The following is a 19,300-nucleotide window of genomic DNA, read 5'->3' on the forward strand; positions in this document are numbered from 1 at the left end:
CTCACCTCAATCCCCCTTCCGGGGCGTCCCTTGCAGGTCGCCCGGGCGGGCCCAACCCCAGTCCCGGAACGCAAGCGGCGGGCGACCCGCGTGTCTTCCACGGAGTCCCGCATGCCCCTCCACGCCGCCGAAACGACGGAAGCCGCAACGAACCACGATCGTCAAGGAGCGGGCAACACCCCAAAAACCTCACAAACCAAGCAAACCCAAACCCCAAGCGCGGAGCCTGAGCGATGGACTCCCCAAAGGCCACCCGTTGCACTAGCCCGTTGCAGCTCCTCGACGAAACGAAGCCACAAACCCACCACACCGGGACGGCGGACGCCCTCGTCCGCAGCCCGCCCCCTGGCCGACCCATCAGGCCCTTCTACGGCCTCGGCCGTTCATGCAGGATCATCCACGACGTGCCAAACCTGTCTCGCAGCATGGCGAACCGGAAGGCGAAGAAGGTCTCCTCCATCGGCATGAAGACCTGGCCCCCCTCGGACAGCAACGCGTAAATGCGCTCAGCCTCTTCCGTGCTGTCGACACTGAGGGAAAGATAGGCGCTCCGCATGGGCTGAAAGCGGTCAGGCGGTACATCGGAACCCATCAGTTCCGTCTCCCCGATGTCCATTCGGGCATACATGATGGAATCACTCCACTCTGGCGGAGCGCCCTCCGGATTCGGCTGCTGCCCGCGGGTCAGCATCATTGAGATCTGCCCGCCGAGGTGCTCTTCGTAGAAGCGGAACGCCTGCTGGCAATTTCCGCCATAGTTCAGATAGGTGTGCAGTTTCATCACTTGTTCAGCTCCTTCCTGCCATCCTGACTGCCCGGCCGGAATACTTCGCGGGCGTCCGCCCCTTATCATCCCCAATCCGCCGCCGCCTATTTCGCAATCCGCTACCTGGGCAACGGATGCGTTCGCCGCCAGAATGTGGAACCATCGGTCGGATGCAGGCTGGGAAGTACCATGAAAGCTGCCGTCTACTCTCGTTACGGACCTCCAGACGTGATCCACATCGAGGAGGTTGATAGGCCCATCCCGAGGGACAACGAAGTCCTCGTTCACATTCACGCCGCCACCGTCTCCGCGGCTGACTGGAGGATGAGGAAGGCGGACCCCTTCCTCATCCGCTTCATGAATGGCCTCCGTCGTCCGAAAAAGACTATCATCCTCGGGATGGAATTCTCCGGAACCGTTGCTGCGATAGGCAGGGCTGTGACACTCTTCGCACCGGGCGACAAGGTCTTTGGCGGCACCGGCTTCCAATTCGGCGCCCACGCCGAATACGTCTGCCTGCCGGAAGGCGGCACGCTGGCCGCGAAACCGGAGAATATCACCATGGAAGAAGCAGCCGGCGTCCTCTTCGGGGGTTTTTCAGCGCTTCATTTCCTGAGAAAAGGCAACATCCAGGCTGGGCAGAACGTGCTGATCTACGGGGCGTCCGGCAGTGTCGGAACTTTCGCCGTCCAACTCGCGGTCCATTTTGGAGCGCGAGTCACCGGAGTCTGTAGCTCCGCCAACATGGAACTGGTTCGATCGCTCGGCGCGGCCCACGTGCTGGACTACACCAGAGAAGACTTCTCGAGTGCCGGCCCTGTGTACGACATGGTGTTTGATGCGGTGGGCTACAGCGGCTTCGAACGCAGTCTGAGAGCGTTGAAGCGCGGTGGTTACTACGTTCGGGTTGGCGGTTCCGGGAAGCTCCTGGCCATGTTGCGGGGCGCCTTCCAGAGTATGTGGACTTCCATCACTGGAGCCGCCAAAGTCGTTGGTGGTGTGGCTGCCGGCAGCCGCGAGGATCAACTGTTCCTGAAAGGGTTGATTGAGTCCGGAAAGCTGCGGACCGTGATCGACCGTTGCTACCCCTTGGCTGAAATAGCCGAAGCCCACCGGTATGTGGAAGCAGGCCACAAGAAGGGGCAGGTGATCATCCTGATCGAGCCGGCCATCCTTCCATCCTACGTCGCCGCCTTTCGCGAAAATACCTGCTAACCAGCCCCCCAGTTCGTCGTATTAGCTTATGTTCGGGAACACTCGCTGCGCCCAGAGCGCAGAGCAAAGGGGACTCCCATGCAAACTCTCGCCCAAGACCTGCGGTACGCCCTCCGGACCCTGCTGAGATCGCGTGGATTCGCGTTGACCGCCGCCCTGACCCTGGCCGCCGGTATCGGGGCCAACACCGCCATCTTCAGCATCATGGATGCGGTTCTCCTGCGCCCACTGCCCTATCAGAATCCTGATCAACTTGTGCGGCTTTATGAGACCGAAGCAGCGCCCGGCAAATATCCGTTCACCGGGCCCGACTTCCTCGACTGGAAGAGCCAGAACAGTACCTTTTCCGATATGACCCTGTACTCCTGGCCCAGCGACATGAACCTCAGCGGGCAGGGTCAGCCGGATCCGGTGCGCGCCGTACCCACGGAATCCAATTTCTTCTCCCTGCTTGGCGTCACCCCCGTCCTGGGGCGGTCCTGGGCGCAAGGTGAAGATCAGCCAGGCAAGGACGACGTGGTCATTCTAAGCTACGCGCTGTGGCAAACGCGGTTCGGCGGGAACCCAAGCGTCGTCGGCCAGGTGCTGGAGTTGAATGCCCGCAAGCGAACCATCGTCGGAGTGATGCCGGCAGGCTTCTCCTTTCCGGCCGACGCACGGCTCTGGATACCCCTCGATATGTCCGGCAAAGGGCTGGGCGAACGCGGCAGCCACTCCTACAATGCCATCGGGCGCATGAAGCCCGGCATCACCGTCCAGCAGGCGCATGCGGACCTCTCATTGATCGCCGCACGACTCGAAAAAGCTTTCCCCAATACCAACCACAAGGTGAGCGCCATCGTCGTGCCGCTGCAGGATGACTTGGCCGGCAAATCCAGGACCTCACTGCTGATGATGCTGGCCGCCGTTGGATTGGTGCTGCTCATTGCCTGCGCCAACATCGCCAACTTGTTGCTCTCCCGGGCCGTGGGCCGGCAGAAGGAGATGGCGGTGCGCAGTTCGCTGGGTGCCTCCCGGATCCGGCTGCTGCGCCAATTGCTCACTGAGAGCCTGTTGCTCTCCCTAGTGGGTGGCAGCCTGGGCGTTCTGCTCGGCTGGGGACTCATCGCCTTGCTGCCGAAGATCAAGAGCTTTGCATTGCCTAATTTCAATACCATCAGCCTGAACGGCTCCGTGATGCTCTTCGCCCTGGGGTTGACGGTGCTGACCGGGATCCTCTTCGGGTTAGCCCCTGCCTTGCAAGCCGCCCGTCCCGATCTGTTCGAGGAACTCAAGGGCGGAGCCGGCAGTTCCATCAGTCCTAGCCGAGGGCGCCGACTTATGAGCAATGGACTCGTTGTCGGCGAGATCGCCCTGTCGATGATTCTCCTGATCTCGGCCGGACTGCTGCTCAAGGACCTCGTCCGCGTCCGCGGCGTCGAGATTGGAGTGCGGCGCGAGGGGCTCTGGACCGGCGCGGTCCAACTGCCTGAGGCGATCTACAAGACAGAGCAGCAACGTGCCGGATTTGCGCAACAGCTTCTTGACCAGGTGCGCAAGATCCCCGGAATCCAAACCGCCTCCTTGAGCGACCGGTTGCCGTTGGAAGGCGGCAGCAACTACTATGTCCAGCTGCGTGGCCGCGTCTCGCAGAAGATGAGCGGGCCCCTGGTCGAATCGCACAGGGTGACGCCTGAGTACTTCCGCACCATGGGGATTCCTGTCCTGAAAGGCCGGCTGCCAACAGCTACGGACACCCGGAACGCGATGGAGCTGGATACCCGCCGCCGCGAGGCCTGGGAGAAGGGCTCCCAACTCCCCGCTGAACAGCGCAACCTGATGGTATACGCCACCGTCATCAACGCAACCATGGCCCGGACCCTCTGGCCGGACGAGGATCCGCTGGGGCGTATGTTCTCTGGCGGCGGTGGCGACGAGAACGGACCCTGGCGTCAAGTGGTCGGCGTAGTGGGGGACGTTCGGCAGTGGGGTTTGACTGAAAAACCGCAGCCCGAAGCCTACGATTCCCTTTACGCGCCCAGTCGCGTATTCCTCACGCTGCACACCAATGTTCCGCCATACAGTATTGCCCCCGCTGTGCGCCGGGCCCTGGCCGGCATTGACCCCAGTCTCGCCCTCTACCGCGAACGGACGATCTCAGATGTGGTCGACGACAACTCAAAAGGGCAGCGCTTCCTGAGTTCTCTTGTGGGCTCGTTTGCGCTGCTGGCCGCACTCCTCGCCGCCATTGGGATCTATGGAGTTCTTTCCTACGTGGTTACGCAGCGTACTCGCGAAATCGGCATCCGGATGTCGCTGGGGGCGACACGGCTGCGCGTGTTGGGCGACATCCTGCGCCAGGGTATGTCGCTGGCGTTCGTCGGATTTGGCCTGGGCATCGCTGGAGCTTTCGCCATGGGCCGGGTCATGGCGAGCCTGCTGCACGAGGTGGAGCCGGATGATCCCCTCATCTTCCTGGTCACGGCGGCATTCCTGGCACTGGTCACGTTGCTGGCCTGCCTGCTGCCCGCCCGCCGGGCCGCGAGGCTGGACCCGATCCGTGCATTGCGGTATGAGTGACGGGGTCCTGCCTACTCCAGGGATTCGTCACGAACTGGACCGAGAACGAAAATCGTATTGCCCGACGGATCCTCTAAGCCGAAAGTCCGCGCGCCCCACTCTTCGTTCTTTGGCGCGCGCGGCACAGCCACCCGGGCGCTCCACTCGCGGTAGTACATATCAACATCGTCCACATGCAACGACACGCAGGCATTCCGGCCATGGCCGTTCATCGGGCAATCGAGGGTGAGCTCGATGCCCCCGCGCGCAAGTCCCAGAAGTCCCGTGTGGCCGTCCTCGGAAGCTTCGAACGTGACTTGAAAGCCGAGTCCGTCGACGTAGAACACTTTCGCAACGGCAAGATCTTCGGTTGGAAGGATAGCGATCGCCCGATCCATATTTCGCTAGGCTAGCGCACGCCGCCATCTTGGAGCAATTTACCGCTGTTTGGCGCCTGAGCGAGAATAGTTCCAATGAAGATCGTCCTGGCACTCCTCATTTTTATGCTGGCTGTCCGTGCGCAAAGTAAGAGCTTCGACGATCTGAGTAGACTTTTCCACAACGACCCAAGCCAGTCTCACGACCTCAAATTGTCGCCAGCGAAGAGAAGTCCTGGCGTCCAGGCGTTCGATATCTCCTTTGCCAGTCCGGTCTCCGGCCGGGTTCCCGGGATTCTAATCACACCTGATCGGCCGGGGCGGTTCCCGTTGATCCTGTTCGGCCACTGGATGATGGCTGGGTCCCCCATGCGGAATCACACGGAGTTTCTAGAGGAAGCCACCGTCTATGCGCGTGCCGGAGCCGTATGCCTGCTGCTGGACACTCCATTGGTGCGCACAGGCGTTGTAGAAGATCAGGATTTCACTCATGGCCAGGAACCCAAGGCTGCACTCCAGATGGCCCGCGAATGGAGGCGTGCGCTCGACATCCTGCTGCTCCGCGAAGACGTGGATTCCAAAAGAGTGGCCTATGTCGGCCACAGTTTCAGCGCGGGCGTTGGGGCTAAACTCGCGGGTGTCGAGAAGCGCATTCAATCCTTCGTGCTCTTGGCGAATACCTACTCGCTGCGGGATTTCATCTATGACGAGCAGAACGTTGAACTGAAAGCCTGGCGGAAAAAGGTGGGAGAGGCGGCGATTCAAGGCTATCTCCGGCAGTTCCCCTGGGACGACTCATTACCCTTCGCTCGCCACGCGGCGCCCTCCGCTGTGTTTTTGCAGAATGGCCGCTCTGACAGCGACCTGCCTGAGAAGACTGTGCGCGGGAGCCTGGAGTACTTCAACGGCCCCAAGCAACTCGAGTTCTACGACGCCGGCCACGCCCTGAACTCCGCGGCCCGTCTCGACAGGGCCCGGTGGCTCCAGCAGAGACTTGGCGTTACTTCACTCGATCTGCGGGCTCTCGGCTCCATTCCTCAACTGCATTAGCGGGCTTGCCGTCCGGGTCCAGCGGATCCTGCCCTCGAGAGGGAAGCGTCCTGCCGGTCCACTGTCCTGCCCGGAAATCAGAGATCCTGGAAGCATGCATCGCCGCTCATTTCTCAAAGGCGCCTCTCTCGCCGCCTTCACCGCCACCGCCACGACGGCTCAAACCCCGCCGCAAAGCCTTCGCATTGCCTACGGCGGCATCGCCATCGAGTGCAGCACCTATAGCCGGCTCCTGACCCGTCTGGACGAGTTCACCATTCTCCGCGGCGAGGAACTCACCGCCAGCCCCCGGTTCAAGTTTCTAAAGCGCTACCCCACCACCTTCATGCCGACCCTGGTCGCCTCGGCTGTTCCCGGTGGCCCCGTCGAGCGCAAGACCTACGACACGATCAAAGCCGAATTCCTGAAGCGCCTCGAAGCGCTCATGCCCCTGCACGGCCTCTATCTGCCGATGCACGGCGCCATGTTTGTCGAAGGCATGCAGGACGCTGAGGCCGATTGGTATCAGGCGGCTCGCAAAGTAGTCGGGCCGGACTGCCTCATCTCCGCCAGCTACGACCTCCACGGGAACATCAGCCAGACCATCATTGACAACATCGACATGATGTCTGCATTCCGTACCGCGCCCCACATCGACCGCGAAGAGACCATGCTTCGTGCCACCGATATGCTCATGCACTGTCTCCGCGAGAAGATCCGCCCTACCTTGATGTGGGCGCCGGTGCCCGTTCTCATGCCCGGCGAGCGCAGCAGTACGGAGTGGGAACCCGGCAAGCGGCTGTGGGCGCAACTGCCCGCTCTCAATCGCGAATCCGGTGTCCTCGACGTCAGCATGCTCGTGGGCTATGTCTGGGCCGATGAGCCCCGTTCCACCGCGTCCGTAGTCGTCACGGGCACAGCTCCCGCTAATCAGCGCAAAGTCGCAACGAACCTCGCCCAGCAATATTGGGACGCGCGCAAACAGTTCCAGTTCGGCACGGAGACCTGCACCGTGGACGAATGCGTCCAGCGCGCCATGGCCGCGAAGACCCAGCCCGCGATCCTGGCCGACTCCGGCGACAACCCCACCGGCGGCGGCAACGGCGATCAGGCCACGGTTCTCGAATCCTTGCTGCGCCACAAAGCGCAGCACGTCGTCTTCGCCGGCATCACGGACCGGCCTGCAACGGAAGCCTGCTACAAAGCTGGCGTGGGCGCTCGTATCCCGCTCTCCATCGGCGCGACCCTCGATCCCAAGGCCAGCAAGCCGGTCAAGGCGGAAGCTGTCGTCAAACACCTGCTTGCGGATGCGAAGCCGGCACGCCGCGAAGCGGTCGTCGAAATCCAGGGCATCACCCTGGTCCTTTCCGCTTACCGGCGGCCCTACCATGACATCAAGGACTTCACCCGCTTTGGCCTGGATCCCAAATCCTTCAAGATCATCGTTGTGAAGTCGGGCTATCTGTCGCCGGAACTGGCGCCCATCGCCAACCCCAGCCTCATGGCGCTCTCCGATGGGTCGATCAACCAGGACATCGTCCACCTGCCGCCGAATCGCTATCGCCGGCCGAGCTACCCCTTCGTAGACAACCTGACCTTCACCCCGAAGGTCTACCCGTCCGCGCGGAACCGGTAGTAACAGCCTTCAGCAGGGACCAAGGGCGCAGTAGTCGGAGATTGGGAGGGGCATAAATCCCCCTCCCGTCTCGCATGGCTGTCGCGCCTCGACGCTATGTATTATTGCCCTGCAGGTGAAAGACATACTCCCACGCTGCGCTATGGAATCCCGTTTGCTCCGCCACCGGAGTCAGCACTGCCTTTCCAGGACTCATGGGGTAGCCGCCAGGTAGATACGGAATCCCAAACCGTGCCTGCGTTACGGCGAACGGACCCGCCGGCAGGCACTCATCCCGTTCTAGTTCGACCGCCCCGCCCTTCAAGACCGGCACCGTGAGCCGATTGCTCTCCATGGGCTCGTCAAAGAAATACGGATTCCTCGTCTCGTCGACGCCCAGTAGCCAGGGACCATGCCACAGCGTGAACTGCGCATCGCGGCCCGCTCGTTCGCTGCGTGAGCGCATGTCGTAGCGGACCTCGACCCGGTCTCCCACCTTCCAGGCACGGCTCACCGCGCGGTAGCCATCGCGAAGCTCCGTCGCCATCGCTGATCCGTTCACAGAAAGCTGGACCGCCCGTGCCCAGGCCGGCTGCCGGACCAGCAACGGCGCCGCTTTGCCGCTCGCCGCCTCGATGGTGATGCGAGCCATTGCCTCCGTCTCCAGCATGGACACCGATGCAAAGCGGCAGCCTGCGGCTTCGCACGAGCCCTCCAACGGCAAGTCATAGGAGACTCTGTCGCCCTGCACTCGAAATACGTGCGCACGGACGTCAGGGAACGCGCGGAGCCCATGCAATGTACAGCACCACCAGGCGCGCGCCGTCCCTCCGCCCTCGTCCATTCCGCCCAGGGGTGAGCCGGTTCGGGAAACCACGCGATGGCCGAAATCCCCTGTATCGAACTGGTTCATGGAGAACTCATTGAACAATGTGCGTTCAGCCTGCTCCAGATACTGTGGTTGGCCCGTGAGGCCCCAGAGTCGCAGGCTGAGCCGCAGCCAGTCGGCCTCCGCACACCCCTCGGTCCGGCGCGCTTTCGGCTTCCACGCCTCAGGGATGCTGCCCGGAACGAGCAGGTTGCCGCTGTCGATGACACTCTTCCATTCGAGCTTCGCGCAGTCGAGCAGCGCCCGCTGGCCAGTAACCTCGTACAGGTCCACAACCCCGCGCAGCGACGTAAGGAACCCATGACTGTGCTCGCCAGGCTTGCGCTCCGTCCGCTGTGCCATCGCTTCCGCAACGCTCCGGTACTGGGGCGCGCCCGTCACGCGGTGGAGTTCCGACAGACCTTCGATGATCTGAGTCCAGCAGATGTACCCCATGGCGAAAGCGCCGGATTCAAACTGGGCTTTGGTCTTGTCCGAGTTGAGTTCCGGAGCGATGCGCACAATGAAGTCGCCCAGTTTCCGCGCCGCTGCCAGCGCCTGGGCGTCTTTCGATTGCCTGGCATACTCCATCAAACCGATGAGCAGCCGCCCGTTGCCCCACAGCAGGGCCATGTCCTGCTTCGATACACCTTCCGCCGGAAAAGACGCTCCGAAGTAACCCTCAGGTTTCTGCCTGCGGAACAGTTCCTCGACAAGTGGCCGCAGTTCCGGAAACTCCTCGTGGCGGTCAGCTGATACAGCCGCCAATGCACCGATATACCGGCCGGAAACATCGCCGCTGAATTCGGTGAATCGCCGTCCGGGTTCCGGGATTGTATCGGCCAGAACCAGCTTGCGCGAATACTCCGGTATGCTCTTTCCGCGGACCCGATCCAGGGTCAGGTTATAGCGTCGGCTGAAGTGATTCGAAGTCGGTGCGGGCTGCGTGGCAGGGGCGCCAATCAAGCGAGGTAGGCTCGGCGCCAAGGCCGCCGCCGTACCCAAAAGCGTGCGTCGGGTCATAGCTGTCTCCTTTTTATCACCTGAGGAGATCTTGCATAAATGGTCAGGAATTCGGGCCCCGTGAAGGGTTATCGCTCGTTCCTGAACCGGGCCGCCATCGCTTCAACGGCCTGTGGAAACCCGGCAATCCCGCCCGCTGCGCGCGTGGACAATCCCCCGCAGAAATTGGCCAAACGGAGTGCCTGTTCCATCGGGAAACGGCTCAGTGCCGCGTACAGGAATCCGGCATTGAAGCAGTCACCCGCGCCGGTCGTATCCACCACGTCTACCGGCACCGCAGGCACGTGGCAGAATGTGCCGCCATCCAACACCGCTGAGCCCGCCGCTCCCAGTTTTAACACCACGCCGCGAGCGCCCCTCCGCCGGAACCACGCCAGCATGCGCCTGGGGTCCCCCTCACCGGTGATCCGCCCAGCCTCATGCTCGTTCGGCAGGAACCAGTCGACTTCGCTGAGTGCTGCCAGTACCATCGGATCGTCCAGCCATCCCTGCTGCCAGCCGACATCGATCGACACCCCAATCCCCTCGCTGTGCAGCCACACCGCCAGCTCCCGCAGCAGTGCCGGCGCAACGGGAAATCCGAAGTGCACGTGCCGTGCCCGTTGGAAACGGCGCCATTGTTCGCGGTCCGCCAGTAGTTCCGCGAACAGAGCGTTGGCGCCATAGTAGGTGTAGAAGATCCGGTCCGCCGGAGTCGAAACCGCCACAGTCAATGCCGTTGGTTCCGTCGGATGTTCGATCAACAGGGACGTGTCTACTCCGAGTTCGGAGAACCGCTCTTCCATCCAGCCCATCGAATCCGCGCCCGCCACTGCGAATACCGCGGATCGCAGGCCCAGCCGCGCCAGGCCACTCGCCGTGTTGGCCGCCCCGCCGCCCGCCTCCCGGTGACAGGCCGAAGCAAATCCCTCTTCACCCAAGCCCGGCAGCGCTGGGAAGCCAGTCATCACCAGATCGATGAATAGATCGCCTGCCACGATCACATCCAGGTCCGTGCTCCCCGTCATGCGCCGGCGAAAGGCCACTCCCTTCGCTGCCGCGCCAGCACCATGTAGGCCCCGATGCCCACCAGTAGGATCGCGAACCCAAGCGCGATGAACTGCCAGCCGCTCGACAGCAGAATCCAAGCCCACCCGCAGAACGCCAGGACATTCGGCACGGGATACAGCCACATACGGAAAGGCCGCTGAATGTCCGGCCGGTTTCGCCTGATCATGGTCACCGCAATCACCTGCGGCATGAACTGCGTCACAATCTGGATCACCATCAAAGCGCTGATCAGGGCGTCCAGCGGGTACACGCACGCGATCATCGCCGTGAAGCCGATGAAGAGTAAGGAAAACGTCGGAAAGGCCTTGGTCGGATGCATGCGGGCAAATGCCCGGAAGAACCGTCCGTCGACGGCCGCGGCATAGGGTACCCGCGAATAGCCCAACATAATAGCGAAAACGCTCGCGATGCTGGTCCACAGGATCAGGGCCGTCATCAGATTCGCGGCCCAGTGCCCAAAGATGCGCTCAATGAAGTCCGACACGATCGACGTTGAATGAATCGCCTCCCGCCACGGCACCACCCCCACGATCGTCACACTCATCAACACGTAAATCACACCCACACCGAGAATCGCGTACAGGATCGACCACGGAATCGTCCGCGACGGGTTCTTCACCTCACCGCCGAACAGGCACACGTTGAAGTAGCCGCCATAGCTGTAGATCGCAATCAGGGACGCACCGCCCAGCCCCGCCAGCCACTTTGGCGAGAGATCGAAGGCATGAGGCGGAAAATCGAAAACTCGGCTGAACTGGAAGTTGAGCAGCCCGGCGATCACCACCCAGGCCACCGTTGCCATCACCACCACCCACATCACCACCGACAGCCGGCCCACTTCCCGAATGTCCCGGTAGAGCAGCACCATGCACAGCAGGCACACCAGCATCGCTACCAGCTTCGCCTGCCAGGGTCCCATTGCCGGCCAGTAGAACTTCACATACATCGACAAGCCCACCGCGCCCGATGCCAGCGAGATCGGCGCAATCACCGTCGTCTCCCACAGGAACAGGAAGCTCATCATCCGCCCCAGAGACTCCGGTCCAAACGCTTCTTTCAAGTAGTGATACGGCCCGCCCGCCCCTGGCATCGCCGCGCCCAATTCCGCCCACACCAGCCCATCACATACGGCCAGGATCCCGGCTATCACCCAGCCCAGCAGCGCCTGTGGGCCATTCATGGTTGCCAGCAGTATGGGAATCGTGATGAACGGGCCGATCCCGATCATCTCCAGCATGTTCGTCGATGTCGCCTGGAACAGGCCGATGCCCCGCCGCAGTTCCGGTTGTGAATTGGACATGGAATCTACGCCTTCAGGCCAGGTAGCCGAGATGCTCGGGGTCGCGCTGCACCAGTGCCTGCAGCAGCTCGCGCGCCAGATCCCACTGGCCGATCAACGGATACTCGAGCATCGCCAGCTCCGCCAGACGGCCCGATTTCTCGACTGCCGCCCGAATCGTCGCGCGCTCATATGCCTTCACCGCCAAGACCAGCCCGCGGACACTCTCCGGCAGCCGGCCAACCGGTTTCGCCACAACTCCTCTGCGGCTGATTGCGCAGGGCACTTCGACGACGTCCTCGGCTTCGAGGTCCATTACCGCGCCTCGATTTGCGACATTCGCCACCACCGTCCGATCCTCATCCGACTCCAACGCCTCCAACACCGCCACAGCCACGCGGTGGTAGCCCGTCGCCGTCTCGAATGGATCCTCCGTATGGCCGCTGTCGCCGAACACCGACCCGGCTTCCGTCTCCAGTTTCATATACGATGCGTTGCGCCTCCGCAGGTAGTTCTTATAGATGTCCAGGCCGTGCGCCGAGTCCACACGCCCCAGTTGCTGGAACAACTCGACATTCAGCTGCGCAATCTCACCACCCCGGCTCGCGCCCGCACGCATCTGGTTAGCCAGTGCCCGCCGCTGCCGGTAATAGAAGAACAGGTACTCGCTGGGGATCAGCCCAAGGGCTTGCATCAGTTCGGGATCGAACGTCGTGTCCGGATAGACTGCCCGCAGCCGCGTCTCATCGCGCAACAGTCGTTTCGTCACATCTTCCCCGCGCAGCCGCACCTGCCTCACCCAGCCGAGATGGTTCAGTCCCGCGTAGTCGAACTCCATCTCTTGAACCTGTGCGCCCAATGCCCCTGCAATTCGGTGGAATAGCTCGATCGGCGTATCGCAAATTCCCACCGCACGCACGCCGCTATGCTCTAGCAGCGCCTGCGTAATGAGTCCGGCCGGGTTCGTGAAATTCAGGAACCACGCCCGCGGAGCCACCCGTTCCACCGTCGCCGCATGCATCAGCGTCACCGGGATCGTTCGCAATGCCATCGCGACCCCGCCCGGGCCTGTCGTCTCCTGGCCCGCGAGCCCGTGCGCCATCGCCACCTGCTCATCGGCTGCCCGCGCCGTGATGCCGCCCACGCGGATGCTGTTGAATACGACGCCCGCTCCTTCGGCCACGGCAGCCAGGTCCGTGGAGACGCCGATCCGGACACTCGCTCCGGCGCGCTGCACAATCTCGCGACCCAGTGCCGCGATCATTTCTGTCCGCGCTTCATCGGCGTCGAACAGCATCACCTCGCTCAGTCCACGAAGCCCCGCGGCATGCACCAGTCCGTGGATCAGCAGGGGTGTGCGCACACCACCCCCGCCCAGAATCGCTGCTTTCATCGCTTCTTCACCGGATCTTCGGATTCTTCGCCAGGCTCAGCATGTTTGCGAATATCCGGTACGCTCCATCCACACCCTCCGGCAGCTGCCGGTAGAACGCGTAGGCGTTGTAGATGTACACGCCCTTGCCGTACTTCGCGTACAGCAGGCCGCCCTTCTGCGGCGGCTGGTCTGCATCGTGAGTCTCCAGCAGCGCCTCATACTTGGAGTCCCACGACTTCATCCACTTCGAGCCGCGTTCTTCCACCCACCCCTCGAAGTCCTTGGCGGTGATCTTGTTTGGCCAGGCAAACAACTCATGCTCGGGCTTAAGAATCTCCACCTTCGATGCTTCGTCCGTTACCTCTTCCGGGTTCCGCCCCATCTCATACGGGAACGGCCCGAAGTTGTGGTCGAACTCCGGTGTGTTGTACTGCACGATCAGGACGCCGCCCTGCTTCACAAACTCCAGTAGCCGGTTGTTCGACACGCTCAGCTCCGGCCGCGCCGCATACGCGCGGACGCCCAGCAGGATCACGTCGAAGCGGCTCAATTCGCCTGACACCACGTCCGACGCCGAGAGCGAGGTCACCTTCACCCCCAGGTGCTCCAGTGAGGCCGGTACATCGTCTCCGCTTCCCATCACATAGGCCACCTTCAGGTCCGGCGCCATCTTGACGTCCACACCGCTGGTCTTGTACGTCGCCGGATGATACAGGAAGTACGGCCGCAGGCCCGCATAGCCCGTCAACTGGTAGCCCTCCTGATATCTCTTCCCTCCATACTCCGCCGTTGCAGTGATCTGATACGCTTTCCTGCTCAACTGTGCAGGCGTCACGGCAAAGGTCACTGACTGGTCCTGCCCCTCGGCCGCGGTCTGGAATTCGCCTACCGCCGGCTCTGACTTCCATCCTTCGGGCAGCTCCAGCCGTACCGCGCCTTTCGCCGGACCCTTCACATTGCTGTGCACCGTCACCTTCACTGGGAATGTCTTCGCCTCCAAAGGCACCACTCCTGCCCGTGGCTCGATCGCCACCCCAACCGCCGGACCCACGGCCAGCGGTTCGAACACCGGCCCGAAGCCGTTCTCCCGCTTCACCGTCTGCACCACCTGCCCAATCCGGATCGGTACACCTTCATAGCGGAACTCCGCCCACGCCGCCAGGGGATAGGGCGCCAGCGGCTGGTTCGTCCAGCGAGAATCGTCCATGTTGTAGAACGGCTGCTCCAGGTCGGGCCGCGAAAAGTAGGTGCGTGTATATGAGGCGTCGCCAGGAACTTTCACTGAGAACTTCGCATCCACCGGCTTGTTGCCCGAGATCGTTCCGGTAGATCCGCCCGCCACCTTCGATACCATCCAGTTCTGCTTCTGTTCGTAGGCTTCCACGCTCAGGCGCTCCAACGTCACAGGAGTAGTACTCGGATTCACCACCCGCACGTTCACTCCGAAGGTCTGCCCCGGAATCGCCATCCGCATCGTATCCGGATCGCCCATGAACATCGCGTACATCGGATCCGGCTCCTTCTCAGGAGCCACCGTCCCATACACCGTCAAGCCCAGAGCCTGGGCAAGTGCGTTGTTGAACTGCACCTGCTTGATCCGCAGCTCGTGCAGCACGTTGTACTTGGAATCCGCATCGAGGCCGCTTTTCTCCACCGCCTCAATCAGCGCCACCGTTGCCTTCAGCCCTGCCGCCAGCGACGGCGCCACGAGCTCCGGCTTCACCGCCGAGAACTTCGCTATCGAATCCTCTACAGCCGTGTTCACCCTGGCCAGGCCCGCCTTCAGGAACGCCGCGTCTCCGCCTTTGGCCAGCGTCGCGATCCCCCCCAGTGTCACATCGATCCCTTCGAAGAAGCCCTCTTCCGTATCCTTGGCCTCGATCGTCGCGCCGAACCGGTGGTACGCGCTGCTCACTTCACCGGCCTTCGGCATCGCTCCACCGCCGTTCTGCGACTTCTGCAGACCCAGCCCTTCCCGCGCCACCTGCACATACGAATACCCCAGCACCGGATCGTACGTGCCTGCCGGGATCCGCACGTTCGCCGCGAGCTCACTGCCGCCTCTCCGCCCGAACGGTACCCGGGCATAGTCCTTCACGGGCGACCATGGCCGCAATCCCGCCTGAATCTGTTCCGGGAACATCTTCGGGTCGCCGGCCGCACGGAACACCTCCTGCGCCATTGCCCCCGCTGTCTGGTGATTCCCATGTCCGTCACTGGGCCCGCCCACAAACACCGATGTGATGACCAGGGGTCGTACCTCCCGCACCACCTTCACGACATCGGACAACACCCGGTCGTGCGTCCACTTGCCGATGCTCTCGGCCTTAGTTTTCGAGAACCCATAGTCGACCACACTCGTCCAGAACTGGTCGACTCCGTAGTACCGCCCCGCCTGCAGCAACTCCATCGTCCGCACCAGGCCCAGGGCGTCGAAGTAGTCGGGCGACATCACGTTTGCGCCGCCCTCACCTCGGTTCAGTGTCAGCAGCGACACCCTCGCACCTTGTCCCCTCGACTCGTAGGCCAGCATGCCGCCGTCCTCGTCATCGGGGTGTGCGGTGACCATCAGCAGGCTGGCCCGCGTCTGCAGCTTTCTCAAGCTCTGCCACAATGCGGCCGAGCCGCGATTCACGGAAATCTCGTGCTGCACCACCGACGGCCGGATCGAAGTCTCATACGGCGCTTGAGCCCAGGTCAGGCCGACGGTCAGAAGAATAGCAACGGCTCTCATAAGTCCCTCGTGAAGAAGATGGCCGGCCCCGTGGGATTCCATCGCGGCCGGCCTGCATAGCTAAAAATACAACTTCAGGGCGAACTGAAACTCACGCGGGTCTGTGACTGTGCTCGTCACCTTGCCAAACGACCCGATGCTCGCCGACGTGATACTCGCACTCGGATTACCGAACACTGGATGGTTGAACGCGTTGAACGACTCCGCCCGGAACTCCAGCCGCCAGGCTTCCCTGATCGCGAACACCTTGAAGATACTCAGGTCCACGTCCTGCATGCCCGGCCCCGCGAATCCACGAGGCGCCACGTTCCCGAAGGTCCCCAGGGCCGGCGTCGCAAAAGCAGCCGGGTTCAGAAAGAACCCCGGAGCTCTCGTCCCCGCGTACAGCGAGTGATCCGTGGTCCGTCCCGCATAGGGATCCCCAACGATGTTGGCTCGGCTCTGGTGTGCGCTGCCCGTGGCGCTGTTGTCCACCGCCGTCACCGTGAATGGCAGCCCGGTCTGCAGCGTCACAATCGTGTTCAGCTGCCAGCCACCCAGCAGCCGGCTCGCTAACCCGTCATTGTTCAGCAGCACGCCGCCTTTGCCAACTGGAATGTTCCACACCGCGTTCGCGACGAACTTATGCCGGACATCGAATGGCGAATTGCTCCGTTCCAGGCTGTAGTTATACGCGTTCGCCGGGGTCGATCCGCCTGTCAGGTTGTCCACAAAGTCCGCGAAGTTGTGGCTCCACGTATAACTCACTCCATACGACAGGCCCTTCGAGAAGCGTCTTCGCAGCGACACCAGCAGCCCGTTGTAATTCGTGTTCCCGTCGTTCGTCGCGTATTCGAGAAACGCGTGATTCCCGCCGAGGGTATTCAGGTTGGAGTTCAGGTTCGCGTAGGGAAACAGCGTCACCGGAGCCCCGTTCGTATACCCCGTCACCAAACCTTGATTCGCATTCCTCAGCCGGTTCATCTTGCGTCCGAAATTCCCGACATACGAGATATCCAGGTTCGTGTCATCGGTGAGCTGAATCTGCGGACCGAAACTTACCTGCGATACATAGCCCGACCGCTGGTTCGGATCCTGTGCCCGGATCTGCGTCCGTGTTAGGTCCGCCGTCGCCCCGGCAAAGCTGCCGGAAGGGAACCCATTCTTCAGGAAGAACACCGGTGTCGTGCTGCCATTGCTCTGTGTCACATTGCCGTCGATGATGAACGGCGGATTCAACGCCACCACGCTTTCGCTGCCGATACGCACCGTGTGCTGGTAAAACACGCCATAGCCGCCCCGCAGCACCACCCGGTCCATCGGCTGGTAGCTGAATCCGAATCTCGGCGCGAAGTCGTTCTTGTCCGGATGGATCGTGCTCCGCGCAAACCAGTCGCCGCTCGCCGCGCTCAGCAAGCCCCCGCCATTGGCTGGCGTGAAGTTCGCCATCGCGTCCTGATGATTCAGGATCGGAGAGAACAACTCGTACCTCAGCCCCAACGTCAGCGTCAGCTTGGGCCTCACACGCCAACTGTCCTGCGCGAAGAGGCTGTTCGCATACATGTAGTTGTGCACCACGGAGGGTGTCGTCAACTGCGCCGTGCTCATGTTGCCCAGCAGGAAATCCGCGGCGCCCAGCCCGGTATTGCCGGTGTAGATCCCGCTCGCCGTCATTTGCCCCTGCGGCGATTGCAGATCCAGGAAATTGTTGCTCGTGTGCCGGTGTTCATAGCCGAACTTCAGGCTGTGGCTCCCTTTCAGCCAGCTGAAGTTGTCCAGGAACTGCCATACCTGTGCCACCTGGAACTGCGGACGCCACGGCGATGTGCCCATACGAGTCAAGCCGCTGATGTTGATGGGCGGCAGGCCCGACGAGTTCGGCGTCACCGGGATTCCTGTCAGTCCATAGTCGCTTGCGAACGACTTACCCAACTCGACCCCAATCGGATCGCTGTGCGCATAATCTCGGTTGAAGCCCGCGCGCATCTCGTTCAGCATCGACGACGAAAGCGTGTCTGTCCACGAGAGCGCCAAGCTACGGCCTCGAATCCGGTACTGTGTTGCGAAATTCCCGTTGCCTACCAGGGGATTCGATGTCCACGGCGCATCCTGCCGGTCTACCACATAGTTGCTGTACCGCCCGAAGATCCGGTTGGAATTGTTGATCGTGTGATCGATACGCGTATCGAACGAGGTCGTATCGGTCGGCACGGAGTACTGATACTGGTAGTTCGCCCCGCCGGTCCAACTACCTGCCTGGCCTTGTCCCGCCAACGCCGAAGGAATGTTCGGGTCGGGGAACAGCGAGAGCAGCTTCACTCCTGTCGGGTCCAGGCAGGAGGCCGAGATGACCTTGCCGCTGATGCACCCCGTCTGCCCCGGCACCACGGAATCCGTCAGGTTTGCCTTCAGTTCCGTGAAGTTCCCCTGCTTCATCAACGGTGTCGGCACCACCGAGTTCACGGTAGTCGCCTTCCGGCTGGTGAATGCCTGCGCATCGAAGAAGAAGAACGTCTTGTCCTTGATTACCGGTCCGCCAATCGCGCCGCCAAACTGATTCTGCGTGTAGTGCCCCTTCGGCACGCCGTTCAGATTGTTGAAAAAGCTATTCGCCTGAATCTCGTTATTCCGCAGGAACTCCCAAACGCTCCCGTGAATCTGGTTCGTTCCGCTCTTAATCGACGCGTTGATCACCGCGCCCGCGGACGTGCCGAACTCCGCTGAGTACGTCCTGGTCTGTACGCGGAACTCCTGCAGCGCATCCGGGGGCGGTTGCACCACCTGCACCGAGCCCTCCTGCAGGTTCGTCGACCCCGAGTTATTGTCCACTCCATCCAGGGAGAAGTAGTTCTGCGTCTCCAGGTTTCCATTGCTGCTGAACCGGTCAGGAGCCATGTTATTCTGGTTCACCAGATTCTTCTGAACGCCAGCCTCCAGCAGCGCCAGATCCGCATAGCGCCGCCCATTGAGAGGCAACGATTGGATCTGGTGCTGGGCCACGACGCCGCCCACATCCGCGCTCTCCGTCTGCAACATCACTGAGCCGCCCCGGACTTCCACTATCTGGTCGATCTGGCCCACCCGCATCGTCAGGTCTATGGAGGGCCGCGACTGAACGTGCAATTCGAGATTGTCCACTACCTGTGTCGCAAAGCCCGCCGCTGAGCCCTTCAATGTATAGAGACCCGGCTGCAGCCCGATGAACTGGTACTCGCCCGACGCATTCACCTGCGTCGTCTGCACCACGTTCGTTGCTTTGTTGGTCACCGTGACTGTGGCATTCACCACTGTCGCGCCACTGGAATCCCTAACTGTGCCTACGATCGAACCTGTGTCGATCTGCGCGAAACTCGCCGCTGGCCACAATAATGCGATTCCAACCGGCAGCATTCTCAGAACCAGCAATAGATTCCTCATAACTAACCACCTCTTTATGCATGTGTTCGATGCAG

At 61.9% G+C, this 19,300-nt stretch carries 12 protein-coding genes; 4 read left to right on the forward strand and 8 right to left on the reverse strand.

Going from position 1 to position 19,300, the window contains the following annotated elements; all coding sequences use genetic code 11:
• Positions 1-367: 367 nt before the first annotated feature.
• Positions 368-781, reverse strand: coding sequence for a VOC family protein (locus ACR9Y2_RS16330; RefSeq protein WP_435042485.1), 414 nt, complete (start codon positions 779-781; stop codon positions 368-370).
• A gap of 174 nt (positions 782-955) precedes the next feature.
• Between ACR9Y2_RS16330 and ACR9Y2_RS16335 the strand changes: the two genes are divergently transcribed.
• The gene (locus ACR9Y2_RS16335) at positions 956-1,981 is read left to right on the forward strand and encodes an NAD(P)-dependent alcohol dehydrogenase (protein WP_435042486.1); all 1,026 of its coding nucleotides are present in this window, start codon (positions 956-958) and stop codon (positions 1,979-1,981) included.
• Between the two features lie 78 nt (positions 1,982-2,059).
• Positions 2,060-4,540 (forward strand): ABC transporter permease, encoded by a 2,481-nt coding sequence (locus ACR9Y2_RS16340; RefSeq protein ID WP_435042487.1) that lies wholly within the window; start codon positions 2,060-2,062, stop codon positions 4,538-4,540.
• Positions 4,541-4,551: 11 nt separating this feature from the next.
• On the opposite strand, the gene ACR9Y2_RS16345 is transcribed toward ACR9Y2_RS16340, so the two are convergent.
• Entirely contained in the window at positions 4,552-4,917 is a 366-nt protein-coding gene (locus ACR9Y2_RS16345; protein WP_435042489.1) for a glyoxalase superfamily protein, read from the reverse strand.
• Between the two features lie 348 nt (positions 4,918-5,265).
• Between ACR9Y2_RS16345 and ACR9Y2_RS16350 the strand changes: the two genes are divergently transcribed.
• Together ACR9Y2_RS16350 and ACR9Y2_RS16355 are read left to right on the forward strand one after the other, a co-directional pair.
• Positions 5,266-5,946, forward strand: coding sequence for a hypothetical protein (locus ACR9Y2_RS16350; RefSeq protein WP_435042490.1), 681 nt, complete (start codon positions 5,266-5,268; stop codon positions 5,944-5,946).
• Between the two features lie 94 nt (positions 5,947-6,040).
• Positions 6,041-7,561: a M81 family metallopeptidase gene (locus ACR9Y2_RS16355; RefSeq protein ID WP_435042491.1), complete on the forward strand. Its 1,521-nt coding sequence runs from the start codon at positions 6,041-6,043 to the stop codon at positions 7,559-7,561.
• A gap of 94 nt (positions 7,562-7,655) precedes the next feature.
• Here the strand turns inward: ACR9Y2_RS16355 and ACR9Y2_RS16360 are convergent, their stop codons facing one another.
• The 6 genes from ACR9Y2_RS16360 to ACR9Y2_RS16385 form a co-directional block, all read right to left on the reverse strand.
• Positions 7,656-9,431 (reverse strand): beta-L-arabinofuranosidase domain-containing protein, encoded by a 1,776-nt coding sequence (locus ACR9Y2_RS16360; protein ID WP_435042492.1) that lies wholly within the window; start codon positions 9,429-9,431, stop codon positions 7,656-7,658.
• A 68-nt stretch (positions 9,432-9,499) separates the two neighbouring features.
• Positions 9,500-10,408 carry a carbohydrate kinase family protein gene (locus ACR9Y2_RS16365; protein WP_435042493.1) on the reverse strand — a complete coding sequence of 303 codons (909 nt, stop codon included), beginning with the start codon at positions 10,406-10,408 and terminating at the stop codon, positions 9,500-9,502.
• Between the two features lie 26 nt (positions 10,409-10,434).
• On the reverse strand, positions 10,435-11,781 hold the full coding sequence (locus ACR9Y2_RS16370; RefSeq protein WP_435042495.1) for an APC family permease: 1,347 nt from the start codon (positions 11,779-11,781) through the stop codon (positions 10,435-10,437).
• Between the two features lie 13 nt (positions 11,782-11,794).
• Positions 11,795-13,153 (reverse strand): 6-phospho-beta-glucosidase, encoded by a 1,359-nt coding sequence (locus ACR9Y2_RS16375; protein WP_435042496.1) that lies wholly within the window; start codon positions 13,151-13,153, stop codon positions 11,795-11,797.
• Between the two features lie 7 nt (positions 13,154-13,160).
• Positions 13,161-15,869 (reverse strand): PIG-L family deacetylase, encoded by a 2,709-nt coding sequence (locus ACR9Y2_RS16380; protein ID WP_435042497.1) that lies wholly within the window; start codon positions 15,867-15,869, stop codon positions 13,161-13,163.
• 60 nt (positions 15,870-15,929) lie between these two features.
• Positions 15,930-19,265: a TonB-dependent receptor gene (locus ACR9Y2_RS16385; RefSeq protein WP_435042498.1), complete on the reverse strand. Its 3,336-nt coding sequence runs from the start codon at positions 19,263-19,265 to the stop codon at positions 15,930-15,932.
• Positions 19,266-19,300 lie beyond the last annotated feature (35 nt).

Origin of the sequence: Paludibaculum fermentans (assembly GCF_051172195.1) — a bacterium.
Taxonomy (GTDB): Bacteria; Acidobacteriota; Terriglobia; order Bryobacterales; family Bryobacteraceae; genus Paludibaculum; species Paludibaculum fermentans_A.

Bases quoted from the DNA above. Each gene is read 5' to 3' on its own strand.
- ACR9Y2_RS16330 (WP_435042485.1), bottom strand. From the start codon at position 781: ATGAAACTGCACACCTATCTGAACTATGGCGGAAATTGCCAGCAGGCG.
- ACR9Y2_RS16335 (WP_435042486.1), top strand. From the start codon at position 956: ATGAAAGCTGCCGTCTACTCTCGTTACGGACCTCCAGACGTGATCCAC.
- ACR9Y2_RS16340 (WP_435042487.1), top strand. From the start codon at position 2,060: ATGCAAACTCTCGCCCAAGACCTGCGGTACGCCCTCCGGACCCTGCTG.
- ACR9Y2_RS16345 (WP_435042489.1), bottom strand. From the start codon at position 4,917: ATGGATCGGGCGATCGCTATCCTTCCAACCGAAGATCTTGCCGTTGCG.
- ACR9Y2_RS16350 (WP_435042490.1), top strand. From the start codon at position 5,266: ATGCGGAATCACACGGAGTTTCTAGAGGAAGCCACCGTCTATGCGCGT.
- ACR9Y2_RS16355 (WP_435042491.1), top strand. From the start codon at position 6,041: ATGCATCGCCGCTCATTTCTCAAAGGCGCCTCTCTCGCCGCCTTCACC.
- ACR9Y2_RS16360 (WP_435042492.1), bottom strand. From the start codon at position 9,431: ATGACCCGACGCACGCTTTTGGGTACGGCGGCGGCCTTGGCGCCGAGC.
- ACR9Y2_RS16370 (WP_435042495.1), bottom strand. From the start codon at position 11,781: ATGTCCAATTCACAACCGGAACTGCGGCGGGGCATCGGCCTGTTCCAG.
- ACR9Y2_RS16375 (WP_435042496.1), bottom strand. From the start codon at position 13,153: ATGAAAGCAGCGATTCTGGGCGGGGGTGGTGTGCGCACACCCCTGCTG.
- ACR9Y2_RS16380 (WP_435042497.1), bottom strand. From the start codon at position 15,869: ATGAGAGCCGTTGCTATTCTTCTGACCGTCGGCCTGACCTGGGCTCAA.
- ACR9Y2_RS16385 (WP_435042498.1), bottom strand. From the start codon at position 19,265: ATGAGGAATCTATTGCTGGTTCTGAGAATGCTGCCGGTTGGAATCGCA.